At 55.2% G+C, this 19,876-nt stretch carries 16 protein-coding genes; 7 read left to right on the forward strand and 9 right to left on the reverse strand.

Going from position 1 to position 19,876, the window contains the following annotated elements; genetic code table 11:
* Positions 1-24: 24 nt before the first annotated feature.
* Positions 25-138, forward strand: coding sequence for a protein YohO (locus tag AC1MKH_RS16270; RefSeq protein ID WP_015963773.1), 114 nt, complete (start codon positions 25-27; stop codon positions 136-138).
* Here AC1MKH_RS16270 and AC1MKH_RS16275 read toward each other — a convergent pair.
* Genes AC1MKH_RS16275 through AC1MKH_RS16285 form a run of 3 tightly spaced genes read right to left on the reverse strand, consistent with a single transcriptional unit; the run spans position 113 to position 2,934 of the window.
* On the reverse strand, positions 113-850 hold the full coding sequence (locus tag AC1MKH_RS16275) for an ABC transporter permease (RefSeq protein WP_276220517.1): 738 nt from the start codon (positions 848-850) through the stop codon (positions 113-115). The genes AC1MKH_RS16270 and AC1MKH_RS16275 overlap by 26 nt on opposite strands.
* Positions 834-1,781, reverse strand: a complete 948-nt coding sequence (locus AC1MKH_RS16280) for an ABC transporter ATP-binding protein (protein WP_276220518.1) — start codon at positions 1,779-1,781, stop codon at positions 834-836. The genes AC1MKH_RS16275 and AC1MKH_RS16280 overlap by 17 nt, the downstream gene beginning before the upstream one ends.
* Positions 1,774-2,934: an ABC transporter permease gene (locus tag AC1MKH_RS16285; protein ID WP_276220519.1), complete on the reverse strand. Its 1,161-nt coding sequence runs from the start codon at positions 2,932-2,934 to the stop codon at positions 1,774-1,776. The genes AC1MKH_RS16280 and AC1MKH_RS16285 overlap by 8 nt, the downstream gene beginning before the upstream one ends.
* Before the next feature lie 531 nt (positions 2,935-3,465).
* On the opposite strand from AC1MKH_RS16285, the gene AC1MKH_RS16290 reads away from it, so the two are divergent.
* The 6 genes from AC1MKH_RS16290 (at position 3,466) to AC1MKH_RS16315 (ending at position 10,582) form a co-directional block, all read left to right on the forward strand.
* Entirely contained in the window at positions 3,466-4,296 is an 831-nt protein-coding gene (locus AC1MKH_RS16290) for a winged helix-turn-helix domain-containing protein (protein WP_276220520.1), read from the forward strand.
* A 386-nt stretch (positions 4,297-4,682) separates the two neighbouring features.
* Entirely contained in the window at positions 4,683-5,219 is a 537-nt protein-coding gene (locus AC1MKH_RS16295) for a fimbrial protein (RefSeq protein WP_276220521.1), read from the forward strand.
* Between the two features lie 53 nt (positions 5,220-5,272).
* Entirely contained in the window at positions 5,273-6,028 is a 756-nt protein-coding gene (locus AC1MKH_RS16300) for a fimbria/pilus periplasmic chaperone (protein ID WP_442961929.1), read from the forward strand.
* The gene (locus AC1MKH_RS16305) at positions 6,012-8,567 is read left to right on the forward strand and encodes a fimbrial outer membrane usher protein (RefSeq protein WP_276220537.1); all 2,556 of its coding nucleotides are present in this window, start codon (positions 6,012-6,014) and stop codon (positions 8,565-8,567) included. The genes AC1MKH_RS16300 and AC1MKH_RS16305 overlap by 17 nt, the downstream gene beginning before the upstream one ends.
* Positions 8,568-8,571: 4 nt before the next feature.
* Positions 8,572-9,897, forward strand: coding sequence for a fimbrial usher protein StbD (gene stbD, locus AC1MKH_RS16310; protein ID WP_276220523.1), 1,326 nt, complete (start codon positions 8,572-8,574; stop codon positions 9,895-9,897).
* Positions 9,863-10,582: a fimbrial assembly chaperone gene (locus tag AC1MKH_RS16315; protein WP_276220524.1), complete on the forward strand. Its 720-nt coding sequence runs from the start codon at positions 9,863-9,865 to the stop codon at positions 10,580-10,582. Before stbD ends, AC1MKH_RS16315 begins: the two co-directional genes overlap by 35 nt.
* 34 nt (positions 10,583-10,616) lie before the next feature.
* On the opposite strand, the gene osmF is transcribed toward AC1MKH_RS16315, so the two are convergent.
* The 6 genes from osmF to bglX form a co-directional block, all read right to left on the reverse strand.
* On the reverse strand, positions 10,617-11,534 hold the full coding sequence (gene osmF / locus AC1MKH_RS16320) for a glycine betaine ABC transporter substrate-binding protein OsmF (protein ID WP_276220525.1): 918 nt from the start codon (positions 11,532-11,534) through the stop codon (positions 10,617-10,619).
* 47 nt (positions 11,535-11,581) lie between these two features.
* A complete protein-coding gene (locus tag AC1MKH_RS16325; protein ID WP_276220526.1) occupies positions 11,582-12,817 on the reverse strand; it encodes an MFS transporter in 1,236 nt (411 codons plus the stop codon).
* A 54-nt stretch (positions 12,818-12,871) separates the two neighbouring features.
* Positions 12,872-14,431, reverse strand: coding sequence for an MFS transporter (locus AC1MKH_RS16330; protein WP_276220527.1), 1,560 nt, complete (start codon positions 14,429-14,431; stop codon positions 12,872-12,874).
* 66 nt (positions 14,432-14,497) lie between these two features.
* Positions 14,498-15,835, reverse strand: coding sequence for a glycoside hydrolase family 28 protein (locus AC1MKH_RS16335; RefSeq protein WP_276220528.1), 1,338 nt, complete (start codon positions 15,833-15,835; stop codon positions 14,498-14,500).
* Between the two features lie 457 nt (positions 15,836-16,292).
* The gene (locus AC1MKH_RS16340; RefSeq protein WP_442961959.1) at positions 16,293-17,432 is read right to left on the reverse strand and encodes an IS481 family transposase; all 1,140 of its coding nucleotides are present in this window, start codon (positions 17,430-17,432) and stop codon (positions 16,293-16,295) included.
* A gap of 111 nt (positions 17,433-17,543) precedes the next feature.
* Positions 17,544-19,841, reverse strand: coding sequence for a beta-glucosidase BglX (gene bglX, locus AC1MKH_RS16345; RefSeq protein ID WP_276219849.1), 2,298 nt, complete (start codon positions 19,839-19,841; stop codon positions 17,544-17,546).
* Positions 19,842-19,876 lie beyond the last annotated feature (35 nt).

Below are 19,876 nucleotides of genomic sequence, written 5' to 3' on the forward strand. Positions count from 1 at the left end.
TTTAATTAACATAAGGAGCACACTATGAAGCCAGCTAAACTTGCCGTCGTGGCGCTATTTCTGTTCATGGCCGTCAGCGGAATTGGCGGCGTGATGCTCGCCGGCTACTCATTTATTGTTCGCGGCGGTATCGGCTAAGCCTGCGGCTCACGCGTTCAAACGCGCGGTCAACGATGACCGCAGCCAGCGCCACCAGTACCGCGCCCTGCAACACATAGGCGGTATTAAAGCCGCTTAGCCCAATGATAATCGGCGTACCCAACGTGTTTGCGCCGACGGTCGAGGCGATCGTCGCCGTGCCGATGTTAATGATGACCGACGTGCGAATACCCGCCAGCATCACCGGCGCGGCCAACGGGAGTTCAACTTTCAGCAACCGCTGAACGCTGCTCATCCCCATCCCTTGCGCTACGCTGCTTACCCCGACGGGAACGGATGCCAGCCCGGCAAGTGTTCCCTGAAGAATCGGTAAAACCCCGTAGAGAATTAATGCAATAATTGCTGGCTGCTGGCCAAAACCCATCACCGGAACGGCAATCGCCAGTACGGCAACGGGCGGGAATGTTTGGCCCATTGCGGCAATGGTCTCGACCAGCGGGCGAAACTCTTTGCCCGCGTCACGCGTCACCGCAATGCCTGCGCCGGTGCCCAACACAATCGCTACCAGGCTTGAGACGCCCACCAGCCAGAAATGCGCCAACGTCAACGAGACAAAGCTTTCCTGCTGATAGAGGGGGCGTGACTGTTCCGGGAATAGCGCATGAAAAAAGGGCTCGCTGTGCGGCAAGCCGATTAAGAGCGCAAGGAAAAACAGCACAAGCCAGAGCAAAGGGTCACGCAGAAATCTCACCGTCGCCCTCCTCGCGCAGCAGATCGGCGAAGTGCAGCGCACCGCAAATCTCATCGTTTTCATTCATCACAGGAAGCACCAGACGCCGCTGTGCCACAAACTGTGATAACGCTTCACGCAGCGACATGGATACCCGCAGAGCGTCACCCGGCACCCGTTCGCCGCGACGCTGATAATCCCCGACCTGACGCAGCGAAAGCAGACGTACGCCCAGCTCGCTTTGGCCAAAGAAGGTTCGTACAAACGCATTGGCTGGCTGCGTGAGCATCTCCAGCGGCGTCCCCTGCTGTACGACTTCGCCGTTATCCATCAAAATCAGATGGTCCGCCAGGCGCAGGGCTTCATCGATATCGTGGGTCACCAGTACAATCGTGCGCCCCAGTAACTGGTGGATGCGACGCATCTCCTGCTGGAGAGCGCCACGCGTCACCGGGTCCAACGCGCCGAAGGGTTCGTCCATCAGCAACACTTCCGGATCTGCCGCCAGCGCGCGCGCCACACCGACGCGTTGCTGCTGCCCACCGGAAAGCTGATGCGGATAGCGATCGCGTAGCTCGGGCTCAAGCCCCAGCAACGCCATCAATTCATCAATACGCGCCTGGGTACGCGCTTTCGGCCACTTCAACAGCTGCGGCACGGTGGCGATGTTCTGCGCCACCGTCCAGTGAGGAAACAGGCCGATAGACTGGATGGCATAGCCCATTCGCCGCCGCAGCGCCAGCAGCGGCTGCTGGCGAATATCTTCACCGGCGAAACGGATGGTGCCGCTATCGTGAGATTCCAGGCGATTAATCATCTTCAGGGTGGTCGATTTCCCGGAGCCGGAGGTACCAATCAGCACCGTGAAGGCGCCCTCTTTGACATGCAGAGTGAGATCTTTTACCGCTGCCCGGTCGCCAAAATATTTACTGACCTGCTGAAACTCAATCACCCTGCTCTCCTTTCACTAACGCGATGCATAAACTAAACAGCGCGTCGGTAATAACCGCTAATGCCACCACCGGGATGACGCCCAGTAACACCAGATCCAGCGCACTACTGAGCAGCCCCTGAAAGACCAGGGCGCCGAAACCGCCCGCGCCAATCAACGCCGCCACAACGGCCATACCGACCGTTTGCACCGCCACCACCCGCAGGCTGCGTAATAAAACCGGCAATGCCAGCGGAAGCTGCACCTGCCAGAAACGCTGCCCGCGCCCCATGCCCATTGCCCGAGCGCTTTCCAGCACATCCTCTGGCACCTGCTGCATACCCGCCACCACGCCGCGAACCAGCGGCAACAGCGCGTAGAGCACCAGTGCAATTAAGGCAGGCGTCAGCCCGGTTCCCGCAACGCCAAGACGCGCAAGCCACGGAAACTGTTGCGCGAGGCCAGCCAGCGGCGCAATAAGCAGGCCAAACAAGGCCACGGAGGGAATGGTTTGAATGACATTAAGGATGGCAAAGACCCTGGTCTGACGCGCCGGGCGGCGCCAGCACCACAGTCCTACAGGAATGCCGATCAGAAGACCGGGCAGCAGCGTGCCAAACAACAGCACCAGGTGCTGCGAAAGCGCATCATTAAAGACATCCTGGCGATTGGCGTACTCTTTTAACAAAGAGAGATGGTCGAGCTGCCCCATCCACAGTAGCAGCAGCGGCAGTAGCCAAATCTGTATTTGCAGAATCCAGCGCCAGAGCGTGCTGAGCCGTAACCGGCGTAATGTGTCGCTACAGATAAGTAAAGCCAGCAACATCCAAAGCCAGAGCCCGCTTCCGGGTGAGGTTCGCGCAAGGGAACTTCCCGTCAACGCAAGAGAGTTTGCCACCTCTCCAACAGCCCACACCAGCAGGCTGAATAGCGCTTGCCCCAACACGAAACTTGAGATTATGGCACCACGCCCGGGTATAAAACTCAGGACAATCAGCAGCAGAGGAAATACAAACAGCCACAGAGGGCGAAACCCATCTGTCTGCCACAGCGCAAGGGATTCCCCTGAAACAAGGCGGTTAGGTGCATAGTTAACGAAAGGTAACAGCACAGCAACTGATATCAGCAGGACAAGCAGAAACTGCACGCGATTGTGGCAAGCAGGTATCGTCATCGACGCGTTCATATCCTTTTGCGGGTGGCAAGCGGCACCTTGTCTGACGGGCGTCGATCCCTCTGATGCTTATGTTCTCCCTTTATCGTCAAGCCAGCCTCCCGATCCTCTATACATGATGAGTTTTCAGTTTATACGCATTCTCAGATTTAACCTGACAAATTTGAATATTCTCTTGTCGGTGTAGTAGTTAAAATATACTAGATCTACCCAAATCCATGATTTATTAATTTACAAAACCCATAAATTAAAATCTTATCTCTGTTAGAAAAATCTTATTTTATCCGTAAAGCAGATTAACCTTTTCTTTTTTACCGCATAAAAATGTTAATTTTTCTCTACAAACAGTAAATACCGCCAACAAATGTTGCAGACGTGATATTTTTGTCTATCTAACGAACTTACCGAAACTTAAGATATCAACCGGGTACTTTACAATCTAAAATAAACAGCCAGACTTTTCACTGTTTTACCACCAAAAGGAGATGATTCTTCTTTGCATTAAGAAAAAACCTTTAATGAGTTCTAACTATGAGATTTTTATTTAACAAACAAGTAATCTTTGACGCAGATTCCGGCACCTTGTTTCTGGCTGATACCCCCGATGACGCGGTACAAATATCCAACCCAACTAAACGATTATTATTATTACTCGCATGTCATCAAGGGGAAGTTATTAATCGTGAGGTAATATTTAAAAAAGTCTGGGATGACTTTGGTATGGTTTCCAGTAATAACAACCTTAACCATTGCATCAGCAAACTGCGCCGAATACTCCGTAATCTTGGGCTGGAAGATGAGGTCATCACTACCGTACCCAAGATGGGTTTTATGTTCCATCAACAGGTCGCGGTTGAACTGCTTCCCGAACCTGAGACGAATACCCCCATTGAAATTTTTAATGATATTTCAATGAGTAAAAACAATGATTCTCCCGCAGAATCGTCTGTCGCGGCAAAAGCGCAACCCTCGTCAGGGAAAATTCAAACCCTCTCTATCATTACGCTTTTCTGCGCAATGCTTGCGCTTTGCGTGACGATTGCATTCTGGTATCAGCATCGCCCGGAAGACCGTCGGGAAATTTATATCGGCGAAGCGGGAAACTGTAATGTCCTGGTCTCCGTCCCTTTACCGAACAACACCGATACCGAGAGTTTAAAAAAGGGAATTCTGAATTACGCACAATCGTTAAACCCGCAATGTCGCAGCGATCAGTACGTATTGGTGATAAAAAGCAATACTTTCAGGGTCTACAGTAACGATCTTTCTCGCCTGTATATGATGTTATGCGGCTCACTTCGTGAGAATAAAGCGGAGGTATGCTGGAGTCTGAACGAACCCGCTTCCAGCACCAGCCATTAATTTCCCCGAAGGGCAGCACCTGGCTGCCCTTTCTTGTTTCACATCAAATTCACTACTTTCGAATCGAGAAGAGAAATGCGATCTCGATCCTGTCTGGTGCTTACCACCACAGATTTTACCTAAGTCACCTTTACTTACCGATAACATTACTTCTGGTAATCTCAGCGCATAACACCACCAGTAAGTACATTTACGCATGGTTAACAGAATATTAATCTTAATATTCACCTGTTAATAGTTAATGATTACACCACCTAGGAAATATCTTAACCTTTTAGTACATGTTACTGCCGGTTTGCAACACCTCGTTTACCCGCGTTTAAAGCTGCCCGCAGAAGCCATGGAACAAGCAATCAGGTCTACTCAGGATTAACAGGAAACGCATCATGTTGAAAAAATGTTACTTAGCTATGCTGTCAGGCTCTCTGCTGGTATCCGCCAATGCAATGGCTCTTTCAGATAACACCATCACTTTCCAGGGCGAAGTCACGGACGAAACCTGTTCTGTGGCCATTAACGGCAACCAGGCGACGCCCGTTGTACTGCTGCCAACGGTGAGCAGCGCCGATCTCGGCGCCAGTGGAGATACCGCAGGCCCGGTGACCTTTGATATCGGCCTTACCGGCTGCACCGGCGATGCCACCAACGCCACCAAGATTTCCACCGTATTCGTCGGAAACCAGGTGACCACTAACGGTAACCTGGGCAATACCGGCACCGCATCCAACGTTGAAGTACAAATTCTGGATACCAAAGGCACCGAAATTAACCTGACGGACGGGTTCACCGGTACCGGCGACCTGACGTTAGCAGCGGGCGAAAAAGAAGTGTCTGCAACCTATACCGCGCAGTACTACGCGAATGGTAAAGCGACCGCGGGTACCGTTGAAGCCACCATGCAGTACGCCGTCTCTTACCAGTAATTCTCTTCAGGGCACAGCCCAGGCTGTGCCTTTATCGACGGAAGGAATCCATGATTTCAATGCGCGTTTTTCATCGCAGTTTCCTGTGGCTGGTCGCCTTTAGCCTGAGCGGTCTTATCTCGGCCCATGCCAGCGTCACCATGCTGGGCAGCCGTATTATTTACAACGCGAAGTCTTCCTCCGTGGATGTTCAGCTCAAAAATAATGACACCTATCCCTACGTTGTGCAGACGTGGTTTGACGAAGGCAATGTCGATGCCAATCCGCAGAATAGCCATGCGGTGCCGTTTTTATCAACACCGCCGGTTTTCCGCATTCAGGCTAAGGCCGGGCAAATTGTGCGCATTGTTTACAGCGGTGCGAAACCGTTGCCGAAGGACAGAGAATCCGTCTTCTGGTTCAACTTCTTACAGGTTCCTCCGACTAACGTTGCGGGCGATCAAAAGCAAAACAAGATGCTGATCATGCTGCGTACCCGGGTGAAGCTGTTTTACCGCCCGGAAGGCCTCTCCGCGCCGGGAGATATCACCAAAAGCCTGCATGTTTCAGCCGTACGCGATGGCCGTAAAGGCTTTGGTATTCAGGTTAAAAATACATCGGCATGGTTTGCTTCAATTTCCAATATGACCGTCGAAGCAGGCGGTAGCAGGATCCCTGTCAACGTGGATATGGTCTCGCCCTTTTCCAGTGCAACATTCTGGCTGAACGGTAAAAACGCGCCTCAGCAGGGTCGGGGCAAAGTGATCCTTACTGCGATTAATGACCAGGGTGCAAGGATAAGCGAGCACTATGATGTCACGTACCCCTGATTTCCCCTTAAAGCGGCTCACATCGCTGATTGCCCTGATAGTTGCAGGCACAGCGCAGGCTGATGATTACTATTTTGATCCGGCGCTGTTTCAGGGCTCGGCGTATGGGCAAAATATCGGGCAGTTTAATCAGCAGCATATTTCTCCAGGGAATTACCTGGCGGATGTCTATGTGAATAACACGCTGGTGAAAACAGGTGTCAAAGTGACATTTGAAGATAAGGGTACCGACAGTGCGCCGGAACCCTGTCTGACGGCTTCATTGATGAAAAGCGCACAGCTCAAAACCGTGTCGGAAGACGACGAGCCCACAACTTGCAAACCGTTTACCGTCTGGGTGCCGGACGGAAGCTGGCAATTCGAGTCGTCCACTCTGCGGTTGCAGCTTGCCATTCCCATGACCGAACTGGTGCACAACCCGCGTGGCTATATCTCACCTGAAGAGTGGGATAGCGGCGCGTCAGCGATTTTTTTACGCCACAACACCAGCTATACGATTAATGAAAATACCGACAGCCACTATCGCTATCAATATTTATGGAGCGGCATTAACGCCGGCACCAATCTTGGCCTATGGCAAGTACGCCACCAGGGCAATTTTCGCTATGTCGATAATAATCAGACCGGCAGCGCCTGGCGCTATAACCGCGTGCGAACCTGGGTTCAACGCCCAATTGAGCAGCTTGAGAGCATCATGACGCTCGGTGATAGCTACACCGACAGCAGCCTGTTCGGCAGTCTGTCATTTAATGGGATTAAGCTCGCCACCGACGAAAGAATGTGGCCGCAGGGCAAACGCGGCTATGCACCAGAAGTGCGCGGTATTGCCGGCAGCAGCGCGCGAGTCATCGTCAGTCAGTTAGGCAAAACTATCTATGAAACAAATGTTCCTCCGGGGGCATTTGTCATTAACGATCTCTATAACACCCGCAATCAGGGCGATCTCCAGGTTGAAGTGATAGAAGCCAACGGCAAAACATCGACATTCACGGTGCCCTACTCAGCCGTACCCGACTCGGTTCGCCCCGGAAACTGGCACTATTCCCTCTCGATGGGGCGCGTGCGTCAGTATTACAGCGTGAATAACAACTTCTTTGAAGGCACGCTGCAACACGGCATCAATAACAACTTTACGCTCAACGCCGGGGCGCGTATCGCCAAAGAATATCAGGCATGGCTGGCTGGTGGCGTGTGGGCGACCGACCTTGGCGCATTTGGCATGAATGCCACCTGGTCAAACGCGCAGGTTGAAAATGGCGACCGTCAGCAAGGCTGGCGCAGCGAGTTAAGCTACAGCAAAACGTTTTCATCCGGCACGAATCTGGTGCTGGCGGCGTACCGCTATTCCACCAGCGGGTTTCGCGATCTCCAGGATGTGCTGGGTGTTCGTCGGGAAAACAAAAGTGGTGAAGATTACTACTCTGATACGTTGCATCAGCGCAACCGACTGTCGGCGACGGTAAGCCAGCCTTTATGGGGTTTTGGCACGCTCAACATGAGCGCCAGCACGGCGGATTATTACAATAATCAGTCGCGCATTACGCAGTTGCAGCTGGGCTACAGCAATCAGTGGCAGCGTATCAGCTACGGCTTCAACATTGCACGCCAGCGCACGTCGTGGGATTACGGGCGTTTTTATAGCAGCGTGAACGATCCCGATGACGCCAGTAGCCGGCAAAAATATACCGAAACCACCGTCTCGATGAACATTTCCATCCCACTCGACTGGGGGCAAAGCCGTTCGTCTGTCGCCATGAACTACAACCAGACGCGCCAAAGCCGCTCCTCCACCGTCTCGATGACCGGCTCCGCAGGGGAAGGCGGCGATTTTTCCTGGTCCATGTATGGCGGATATGAGCGTTATCGCGATGGCAGCACAGGCAGTTCCGCGACCTTCGGCGCGGGTGTTCAGGAAAATACCCGCATTGGCGCGCTGCGGGCCAATTATGACCAGGGGAACAACTACCGTCAGACCGGGCTGGGCGCTTCGGGCACGCTTGTGCTACATCCTGGCGGCATGACTCTCGGGCCGTACACCAGCGATACCTTTGCGCTTATTCATGCAGATGGCGCGCAGGGTGCACGCGTGCAAAACGGCCAGGGCGCGGTGGTCGACAGCTTCGGCTATGCCATTCTGCCTTCACTGGCACCGTATCGTGTCAATAACGTCAGCCTTGATACGCAACAAATGACCGCCGATGCCGAACTCACCGGCGGCAGTCAGCGCGTGGTGCCCTATTCCGGCGCTATCGCGCGGGTGAATTTCAATACTCTGAAAGGGAAAGCGGTGTTGATAAACCTTAACGCAAACAGCGGCGTTCTGCCCCCGATGGGGGCGGATGTGCTGGACAGCGAAGGCACATTGATAGGTATGGTCGGCCAGGGTGGACAAATTTACGCGCGTATTCCGGCGGCATCCGGCACGCTGCAGGTGCGCTGGGGCGATAACGTTCATCAGCGTTGCCGCGTGCCGTATCAACTCCCCGCCGATGACGAGAAACAGATAATCACCTTAAATCAACGCTGCGAGAAGGAATAACATCATGCGCGCCTGGCTTCAAATCCTGAGCATCCTCGTTGGCATTCTCTTCAGCACCTCGCTGTGGGCCACCTGCGCCCGCGTTACCAGCACAAGTTCACTCTCCGAAGCTGCCAAAAGCGCAGGCTATACGGCAGCTGACTGGACAGGGGCCTGCGATACCTGTAGCGGCAACGTGGGCCTTCCGGCAGTCATTAGCCTGAATAGCGGCAGCAACTTTCAACCGTCTGGCACACTGCTGGGTAGCGGTGTGGGGAGTTTCCTGACCGCCGCCACCAATAAGCCCTATACCGCGAATCAGATTCTGTTCCGCTGCGCCGTCGCGGATGCCGACAGTCTGTATGAGTTTTATGCCACCAACGGCGATTCTACTTATGCCGGGAAATATACCACCTCAGAGGTGGAGGGGGCCTACTACGATTATGTGAAAAACGTCGCGGTACGTATGACCAACCTCACCACCGGCGAGCCCTACAGCCGCTACTGGAAGTCGCGCAAATTCACCGCCAGCGACTGGTACAGTGACGGGACCTACATTTACATCCCGGCCAGCGCGTTCAGTAACGTGCTCTATGAGATGTTTAAAATCAACTCAACCACCTACGGCGCCGAAGGCTCTAAGCGTTATGTCGATCTCTTTACCCAACCGCGCGGTTATATCGCGTTCAAAGGGCCAGGTGTTTCAGACGCTCTGGCAAATGGCGCTGATAGCCTTTCAAATTACTCGGGCTGGCATTGGGGCTGGCCGGGCGCATGGGGCAGCTACGGCAGCGTCACCTATATTCGCGGGGCGATTTGCCAGGTCAGCGATTATCCCGCGCGCGTGCCTTTACCGACGATGAGCGTCGCTCAGCTGCAGGCCGGAAACGTCAGCCAGGCTCCGTTCAGCGTTAGCCTGCAGTGTGAATCCGGTGCGATTTCAAGTACCAGCGCCTCGACCGCCAGCGCTGCCAACGTAGCCATGGGCTTTCTGGTCAATCAGCCAGCCGCGGTGGCTGCCGCGCGAACGCTGAATCTGGTGACCTCCGGCGGTGGCCTGACATGGCTGCTGGATACCCAGTACGGCAGCAAAGGGGTCGCCTCAGGCGTGGGCATTAAGATTTATAACAGCAATGGCACGGCGCTCAATCTGCTGCCGGATCAATCCAGTATGGGCACCGGAAATACGCGGGGCTGGTACGCCTATAAAGATCTCACCACGCTGGTTTCCTCAGACACCGTGACAACGTATACCGGCGATTTCACCGCCTCTCTTGAGGCCATCAGCGGTCAAACGGTTACCGCAGGAACAGTCAATGCGCAATTACAAGTGGTGGTCAGTTTTCAGTAAGGTGGCGTTACTGCTGGCATTTTCGGCTCAGGCGATCGCCGCAGTAAACGTTGATCGCACGCGGATCGTTTTCGGCGGCAGCGACGTCGCTCGCTCGTTAAATCTCTCTAACGATGGAACGACGCCGATGGTGATTCAGGTATGGGCGGACGATGGCGATCCGGCCAGCACGCCGGATGTGAACCCTACGCCGGTGGTGGTTATTCCACCGGTCTTTAAGATGCTCCCGGGCGAGCTTCGGTCATTAAAGCTGATGCTCGCCTCTCGCCAGGGACTGGCTGAGGACAGGGAATCACTATTCTGGCTCAATATTTATCAGATTGCCCCGGATAACGCGGCAAGCGGCCGTGAAGGGCAAAAAGTGATTTTGCCGCTGCGGTTGCGCATGAAGGTATTCGTTCGCCCGGCGGGCTTGCAGCCGCCAGAAGATAAAAATGAGCGCGGGCTGCGCTTTAGCGTTAGCGGAGATACGTTACGGGTGGCGAACCCCTCCCCCTGGTATATGAGCTTATCGCTGCATCTTCCTGGCCAGCAGAAACCGACCAGTATGATGATTGCGCCTTACGGCGAAGAACAGATATCACGGCCTGCTTCCCTCCATTCAGGAAGCCATCTGGTTTATGATGTGATTTCCGATGACGGCAACTATCGCCGCTATCAGGCAAACCTTACCGCAGGCGGGTAAACGTTCAGGGCGTCATTGCAGACGCCCTGAAAAGTTATTTCACCAGCCCCTTCTCTTTCAGGTAATCCGCCGCCACTTTCTTCGCGTCGACACCCTCTACCGCAATGCGGGCGTTAAGCTGCTGAAGGGTTTTCTCATCCAGGCTTTCGAATACCGGTTTCAACCAGTTTTCCAGCTGCGGATATTCCTTCAACACCGCTTCGCGCACCACCGGCGCTGGCGCATAAATCGGCTGCACACCTTTCGGATCGCTCAGGGTAACTAATCCCAGCGCAGCCACCGGGCCATCGGTGCCGTAGGCCATCGCCGCATTCACGCCGGACGTTTGCTGGGCGGCGGCTTTAATCGTTACCGCGGTATCGCCGCCCGCCAGCGACAATAACTGTGGCTGGTTAAGTTTAAACGCGTAGGCTTTCTCAAAGGCCGGAAGCGCATCCGGGCGCTCGATAAACTCAGCGGACGCCGCAAGCTTAAAGCTTCCGCCCGTTTTCAGATAGCGGCTGAGGTCATCCAGTGAGGTGAGTTTGTTTTTATCCGCGAGATCCTGACGCACGGCAATGGTCCAGGTATTATTGGCAGGCGCAGGCGTCAGCCAGATAAGATGATTTTTCTCGCCATCGAGCTTTTTGACTTTCTCGTAACCCTGCTGAGCATTTTTCCATGCCGCATCGTTTTCATCTTTAAAGAAGAATGCGCCATTGCCGGTATATTCCGGGTAGATATCCAGCTCGCCGGAGGTGATCGCGCCGCGCACAACCGGCGTGGTGCCAAGCTGCACTTTGTTGACCGTTTTAACGTCGTGGCTTTCCAGCACCTGCAAAATGATATTTCCGAGCAGCGCCCCTTCGGTATCAATTTTCGAGCCGACTTTTACCGGAGACGCCGCCTGAAGCGGCAGGCTCACGGCTGCCAGAAATGCCAGTGAACCTGCCCAACGTTTTGTACCTGACATACTTATTCCTCATTATTTTCATGTTCCTGAGGAAAAAGCGTAGTCGATCAATCTTCTTGTGGCACCTTTAGCGGAATCGCCAGCACGCTGGCGGCGAAATAAAGTATCGCAATCACCCACAGCGTACCTTCCACGCCGAGCGGATCGACGCAGAGCGTGACGATCAGCGGCCCGGCGAAGTTGCTTAAGCCAGATCCTAAATTAAGGCAGGAAATCGCCGCGCCCTTGTTTTCCGGCAGCAGCGCGGGGATCAGCGCGCTCAGCGGGCCGAATGCGCCAAGGCCGATGGCGTAAATGGCCAGTGCGGCAAACAACGCCACCCCGCTATTACCGAACAGTACCGGGGCGTAGCATACCGCCAGCGACGCTGCGCCGCAGAGCGTGCCGGAGAAAAAGACCACGGTTTTACGCCAGCCAATGGTATCGCCCAGCCAACCGAAGAAGTATCCGGCAAAGATATTCAGCACATTAACCAGCCCCCAGATAGTCAGCCACTCCTGAATGCTGAAACCAAAGCGCGGCAGGTAAACCGGCATTAAAATTACCAACGAGAATTTACCGATATCGTTGATGGTTTTTACCAGCACTGCCAGGCGCATTTTCGGCTCGCGCGCCAGCACCATCAGCCCTTCGCCCAGCGCCGGTAAGATTTTACTATTTGACTCGCTTTCGGGCTGTGCCCGGTTAAGCACCAGCGCGCATCCGCTGCCCGCCAGCACAAAAACGAAGCCAATCAGCAAGGTGGTGGTTTCCCCACTGCGCGGGATCATAAAGCCCGAGAACCACGGCGCGACGATGGTCATGCCCACGCCAAAAGCAATCCAGAACCAGGAAACCGCCCGTCCCAGAATACGCGTTTCACAGCACTGGTTAATCCACACCAGAAACGAGTAGGCAAAAAGCGGATAAGCCACTCCGCGCAGCGCATAGCTGGCGACCATCAACGGATAGTTGCCGTTAGGCAGCGCCCAGAAGATAAACGGCACCGAGCCGATAAAATAAACCAGCGTCGCTGCCCACATCAGGCGACGAATCCCCAGCACGCCTGCGCCAATCCCGGAGAACCAGGAGACCAGCGCCACGCACAGGCCGAAGACCGACGACATCATGCTGATATCGCGCGCGTCAAAGCCGCGCTGTTGCAGCAGCGACGCCAGCCAGCTCTGCTCGATAGTCGCGCCGGTAATAAACAAAAAGACGCCAATAAAGCCCCACAGCAGCTGGCGAGGAAGGCCAATTCGCGCCCAGATGCCTTGTTGAATGTACACGCTATGTTCAGTCATAAATGCCAGTCAAAAAAGTAAGCCCGGCGCACAGTGCGCCGGGCGGGTCAATGATTACGCGTTCTTCAACTGCACCGCGTTTTCTTTCGCTTTCATCAGGCTGCGGTTTACACAGCCGACGGTGTTATCTCCCCAGCACTGCTCGTAAGGCATGCCGGTCAGCGACTCAATAACCTCTTTGGTTTCGGCGGTGACCGTCGCTTTGCTGCCACCCTGTTTCAGGCGCGCCACTTCATCGTTGAGAATCGCGTGGGTACGACCATTCACTTTGAACTGGAAGGCAGACCAGATACCCCATACGGTGAGGATCACCGGCAGGATTATCATGATGGCGAGGATCATGTTGATAGCCGATTGTGGCTGGCTTGCCTGACCGGTAACAAAGCCAGACATCTGCAACGCAACACCCACCAGGAAGATAGACAGCGCCTGAGAGGCTTTACGCAGCAGGCTCATAAAGCCCGCAAAAATCCCTTCACGACGGTTACAGGTGAGAATTTCATCCACATCCGCCACGAAGGTGTAGTTGTTCCACGGAATGGAGTAGATACCGCCGCGCGCCAGGCCCGCAATCCCCGCCGCCAGATAGAGCAGCGCCATGCTGGTTGAGCCACTGAGGTAGGTGAAGGTGAACAAGGCAAAGGCAATTAACGCCATGCTGGCCTGGGTGGCAAACGCGCGAGACGGCGAGTAGCGCAGGGTCAGCCAGGTGGCGACGCCGACGCCGAAGAATTGCAGACCATTAATCGCACTCAGCAGATTAGAGGCCACAATCGACGAGGTGGAGAGCGCAAACACCACAAAGTAGGTGAAGACGGAGTTAAAGATATCCTGCCCCACGGAACCGCCCAGATACATGCCCAGGTGAGAGCGGAATGTTTTGATTTTTAACGTAGAAACAAAGTCGTAGTAGATATTGAAAATACGCGTGGAAAGCGGCAGTTTCTCGGCGGCTTCGATGGTGCGCTCGCTCTGTTCAATCTCTTCGATAGAGCGTTCCCAGGTGCCGAAATAGACAAAGAACAACACGACCATGAACGACACGGTGAAAATCGCCCCGGCGTAGAAGAAGGAATCCGCCGAATCGGAACCAAAATAGTTAATCAGACGCCCCGGCAGAAACGCGGCGGTAAAGCCAGCAAACTGCGCGATATACATACGGGCGCTGGTCAGTTTCGACCGTTTGGTGAAATCAGAGGTCATTTCCGCCGACAGGGTATCGTACGGGATCAAAATCATCGAATAGACGATTTCAAACAGGATGTAGACCAGCAGATACATCCAGTAGTTAAAACCGTCCACCCACAGCAGGCTGTACACCGATACCAGCGGAATGCTGAGCAGCAGGAAGAAGCGGCGACGGCCGAAGCGGCGGCCCAGCCAGGTTTTGTGGAAGTTGTCGGAAATGTAGCCCATCAGCGGGCACATAATCACATCGACAATACGCGCGACCGCAAACAGCGACCCGGCCTCAATCGGCGTCAGGCCGCAGAAGGTGGTTAAGAAGAACAGCAACCAGGCGCTGACCAGCGTGAAGGCCCCCGAGCCAATCACATCCGCCAGGCCGTAACAGACATAGTTATGGAGTTTTATCTCCCTGACTTTTTTTATCATTTTTCCATCCCCTTAAACTGACATCCGGCGATAGCGGCCCCAGAGCCGCGCCGCCGCTCTGAATGCTTATTTCCCGTTCACTATCACCACGTTCTGCGAATGCCAGCCCGCCGGCAGCGGCGTCGGGCGCACAACGTTGAATTCACGCAGCACCAGCCCGGTAACGCCGTCGGCATACAGCGCCGGGAGCCCGCCAGGGTATGGCTCGACGCCCCACGCGCGCCTGGTTTCCGGGTTCACCAGGTAGGCGTTATCCAGCCCCATCCCGGTCGGTTTCGCCGGATTGCACGGTGGGCGAACATCAAAGCAGCCCTGCTCCTGCGCATCGCCCTGCACCTGCTGAAGCTGAACGCCGTTGAAAGTGATGTTGTGAATATCGCCTGCGGTTTCACTGTGCAGGTTGATTGCCCCTTCGCTGATACCGGAGAGGTTGCTGAAGGTGATGTGCTGAATCTGCCCGGCTGCAACCTGCGGGTCGCGACGGCGCGCGGAGAGGTACACCGGATCGGCTTTTCCCCAATGGCACGGATGACCGTGACGGCAATCAAACAGAATGTTGCTAAAGCTCATCTGGCTGAACGTGCCGCCATCGCGCGACACCAGACCGATGCCGCGATTAGACTCAAAAATGGTGCAGTTGCTGACGATGATGTGGCTGATATCCGCCGCCGTTTCAGTGCCCACTTTAATGGCGCAGCTTTTCGAACGAATGATGCAGTTGTTCACCACCACATGGCAGGTAGGCTGTTGCAGCGCAGACGCTTTACGGGTGGTTTTCAGGCAGATGCCGTCATCGGCAGCGCTGAAGTAACTGTCGCTGATGTGCACAAACTGGCAGCTATCGAGATCCAGCGCATCGGTATTGGAGAGCGCCAGATCGTTATCAATCGTTAAGCGATGAATGAAAATATGTTTGCAGCTCACCAGATGTGCGGTCCACATCGGCGAATCCGCCAGCGTGATATCGCACAGCCGCACCTGCTCACACCCTTCCAGCACCAGCAGACGCGGTCGCTGCGCGGCAGGCTGACGATAGCCCTGCGCATCCGCCTGCGGCGCAAACCAGGCAGCCGCATTGCCTTCCACGCGCCCTTCCCCGCTGAGGGTAATCTGTTGCTGATTGCGGGCGTACAACAGCGCCATATGTGACAACTCGGCCATAGACTGCGTCAGGTCTGCCGGGTAATCCGCCACGTTCGGGCTTGCGCGCAAGCAGGCCCCGGCTTCCAGGTGCAATGTAAAATGGGAAGGTAGCACCAGCGTGCCGGTCAACCAGATGCCGGGCGGGATGGTCAGCGTACCGCCGCCTGCCGCCGCCAGGGTATCAATCATCTGCTGCAACTGTGTCGTAACCGGACGCGTGCCGGTGTTATCGAGCCCGGCCTGTTCGAGGGAGAGTTTCATTGCGCTACCTGTTTGATTTTCGATAGCCGCATTTAACGAAGTTTTCGCCCTTCGCTCGCGCTCCGTTTCCAGGCTTTTTTACGTAATAGTGAAAATCATCACGTCCGCCGAACGGGGGAGAAATAGCTTTTGATGTCGCGCACAAAATCAACGCCACAGAGGAACGGGAAATGCGTTGAAGGTCACATTTTCATGTGCGATGAGGAATAAAAGAGCGAGCAAAATGGGGGTGACGGCAAAATGTTATTGCGGAAGGTGACGATGTTCACGGACGAGGAAAATTGACGGGAGATGGGGATTGATTTTTGGTTGATACGGTGGGTTTGCCCCTCTCCCGCTGGGAGAGGGGCAAACCCGCACAGAACAATCAGATTGGCACGATCTGTTCCCTCTCCCTACGGGAGTGTACGGTCCGGGGACATGGTAGACAGGTGTTCGGGGACATGGTGAACACTTTTTAACATCCTTTACCCATGGTGATCGACTTTTTCTTCAGGTCGATCACCCCCACTTTTGTACTGTACCACCACACTTCATAGCAGCCATCCTCCTGCGTCTCCTTCAGCCCGACCCGCTCTCCCCTGAACGCGTTGCCTGCCTTCAGACTGATACCTTTTATGCTCAGCTTCCCGCTGATATCGACCTTCCTCACCATCACCCCTTCATCATATTCCGGTGGCGTAATGCTGTCGCTGTACTGCCGCACAGACGGCTGATACCGCGAGGCCGGAACGGCCATACCCAGTGCTTCATGGGGCCGTTCAAGGTTATACACCGTACGCCAGTGGTCGAAAGCACGCTGCAGCTCACCGCTGTCTGTGAACCATTTACCCTGCAGCACTTCCGCCTTCAGGCTGCGGTGAAAACGTTCCAGCTTGCCCTGTGTCTGCGGATGATATGGCCGGGAATGCCCCACCCGGATGCCCTGGCGCATCAGCCACAACTCAAGTGCCGTCCAGGTACCGGTGTCGCCCCACGGCGAGCCGTTGTCCATCGTCATCCGGTCTGGCAGCCCGTAGCGTTCAAACACGCTGACCAGCTGCTGCTGCACGGTCTCACGGCGTTCATCGGTGCAGGGTGCCAGACACAGGGAGAAACGGGAGTGGTCATCCAGCAGGGTGAGCGGATGGCAGCGGCCCCCGCCGAAGGGGAAGTGACCCTTAAAATCCATCTGCCAGAGCCGGTTCGGCGCGTCATGTTCGAAGCGCCCTGTGGCCGGAATGCCCGGAGCCGTGCCCGGTAGCAGACCGTGACGGGCCATCAGGTTATGGACGGTGCTGAAGGCGGGCATACGGTGTCCCTGGTCTTCGAGCCAGCGCTTTATCTTGCGGGCGCCCCAGCGCTCATGACGGGCATGGGCGATGCGCAGCAGGTCAGTGATGTCGTCGGGCGAGCGGTTGGGAGAATAATGAGGCGTTCGGGGACGGTCCAGAAGACCGGATGTGCCTTCCTCAGCCCAGCGGCGAAGCCACTTGTAGCCAGTGGCGGGAGAAATGCCGTAGTGACGGCAGAGGGAACGGATGTTCGCCCCCTCTTGCGAGGCGAACAGAACAAACTCGGAACGTAATGACATGGTATCTCTCGCATCCCAGGGCATAAGCGACTCCATAAACGGGTTCTTATGCCTTAGTTGTAAGTGTCTACCATGTCCCCGAACAAGTGTTCACTATGTCCCCGGACTGTACAGGGAGAGGGTTAGGGTGAGGGCCTACTTCAGCTCAAACTCCCCCTGCTTCACGCGCGCCGAATCCACGCCGATAAAGACGTTGAATTTGCCCGGTTCTGCATCGTATTTCATGCTCTGATTCCAGAACTTCAGTGCCTCTACATCTATCGGGAAGCTGACGGTTTGCGTTTCACCCGGTTTCAGCGTCACTTTCTCAAAGCCTTTCAATTGTTTCACCGGGCGACTCATTGACGCTGTCACATCCTGCAAATACATCTGGATGACCGTCGCGCCTTCACGCTTACCGCTGTTGGTAACGTCTACGCTGGCGGTGACCTTGCCGTCGCGCGTCATTGACGGTGCTGACATTTTCACGTCAGAAACGGTGAAGGTGGTGTAGCTCAGGCCATAACCAAATGGATAAAGCGGGCCGTTGGCTTCATCGAAGTAGCGCGAGGTGTATTTGTTTGGTTTATCCGCGTTATACGGGCGACCGGTGTTGAGATGACTGTAGTAAACCGGGATCTGCCCCACTGAGCGCGGGAAGGACATCGGCAATTTACCGGACGGATTGTAATCGCCAAACAGCACGTCGGCGATGGCGTTGCCGCCTTCGGTACCGGCGAACCAGGTTTCCAGAATGGCATCAGCCTGCTGATCTTCTTTCACCAGCGCCAGCGGACGCCCGTTCATCAGCACCAGCACCAACGGTTTGCCGGTGGCTTTCAGCGCGGCAATCAGATCGCGCTGGCTTTGCGGGATTTCGATGTTGGTGCGGCTGGAGGCTTCATGCGCCATCCCCTGCGCTTCGCCCACCACGGCCACCACGACGTCGGATTGTTTCGCCGCCGCCACCGCTTCATCAATCATCGCCTGCGGGGAGCGCGGGTCAACTTTGACCGCTTCTTCATACAGGTTCAGGAAATCGACAATGCCTTTATCGTTGGTGGCGTTCGCGCCTTTGGCGTAAACCACTTTGCCCTTATCGCCCAGCGCGTTTTTAATCCCGGTGAGCACGGTCACCGACTGGTCTGCTACGCCTGCCGCCGACCAGCTACCCATCACATCGCGCTTACTGTCGGCCAGCGGGCCAACCACCGCCACGGTGCCCGATTTTTTCAGCGGCAGCGTCTCGAGACGGTTTTTCAGCAGCACCAGGCTTTCGCGCGCGACATCACGCGCATCTTTACGATGCAGACGGCTTTCGGCGTTGGTGTCCTGCGGATCAGACTCTTTCGGCCCAAGGTGGCTGTACGGGTCGTTAAACAACCCCATATCATATTTGACGTTCAGCACGTGACGCGCGGCATCGTCCAGTTCCGCCATCGTCACCTTGCCGGATTTCACCAGCCCCGGCAGGTACTTGCTGTAATATTCATCGCTCATACTCATGTTGATGCCGGACTTCAGCGCCACGCGTACCGCATCTTCCGGGTCAGAAGCCGTACCGTGTTTAATCAGTTCTTTAATCGCCCCATGATCGGAAACGGTGATGCCCTTGAAACCCCACTTATCACGCAGGATCTCTTTGAGCAGCCACGCATCCGAGGTTGCAGGCGTGCCATTCAGCGAGTTCAGCGCGACCATCACCGCACCGCTGCCCGCATCCAGCCCCGCTTTATACGGCGGCATATAGTCGTTAAACAGACGCTGCGAGCTCATATCAACGGTGTTGTACTCTTTCCCGCCCTCAACCGCGCCGTAGGCGGCGAAGTGTTTCACGCTGGTCATCACGGAATAGCGATCCGCCGGGCTTTTGCCCTGCATCGCTTCCACCATGGTTTTGCCCATGATTGAGGTCAAATAGGTATCTTCGCCAAAGCCTTCTGAAGCACGGCCCCAGCGCGGGTCGCGCGAGACGTCAACCATGGGTGCCCAGGTCATATTCAGACCATCATCCGCCGCTTCATAAGCAGACACGCGGCCAACGGTGCGCACCGCATCAAGGTTAAAGCTGGACGCCAGGCCGAGGCTTATAGGGAAGACGGTACGCTGGCCATGCAGCACGTCGTAGGCGAAGAACAGTGGAATTTTCAGGCGGCTCAGTTCCATCACCTGATCCTGCATTTTGCGGATATCCTGGCGGGTGACGGTGTTAAAGATTGCCCCAACCTGGCCTTCTTTAATCATGTCGCGGATCGCCTCTTTCGGGTTATCCGGGCCGACGCTTATCAGACGAAGCTGACCGATTTTTTCATCAACCGTCATCTTTTTGAGCAGCCCGGTAACAAACGCATCCCGCGCCTCGGGCGTCAAAGGGTGATTGCCGAACAGATCTTCCGCCAGCGCGGGTTGCAGCGCCAGGCTCACGGCGACGCCTACAGAACATAACCATTTCATGTTGTTAGTCTCTTTATTCCATGCCAGTCAATCGG

The organism is Pseudocitrobacter sp. CD920760 (assembly GCF_057782505.1).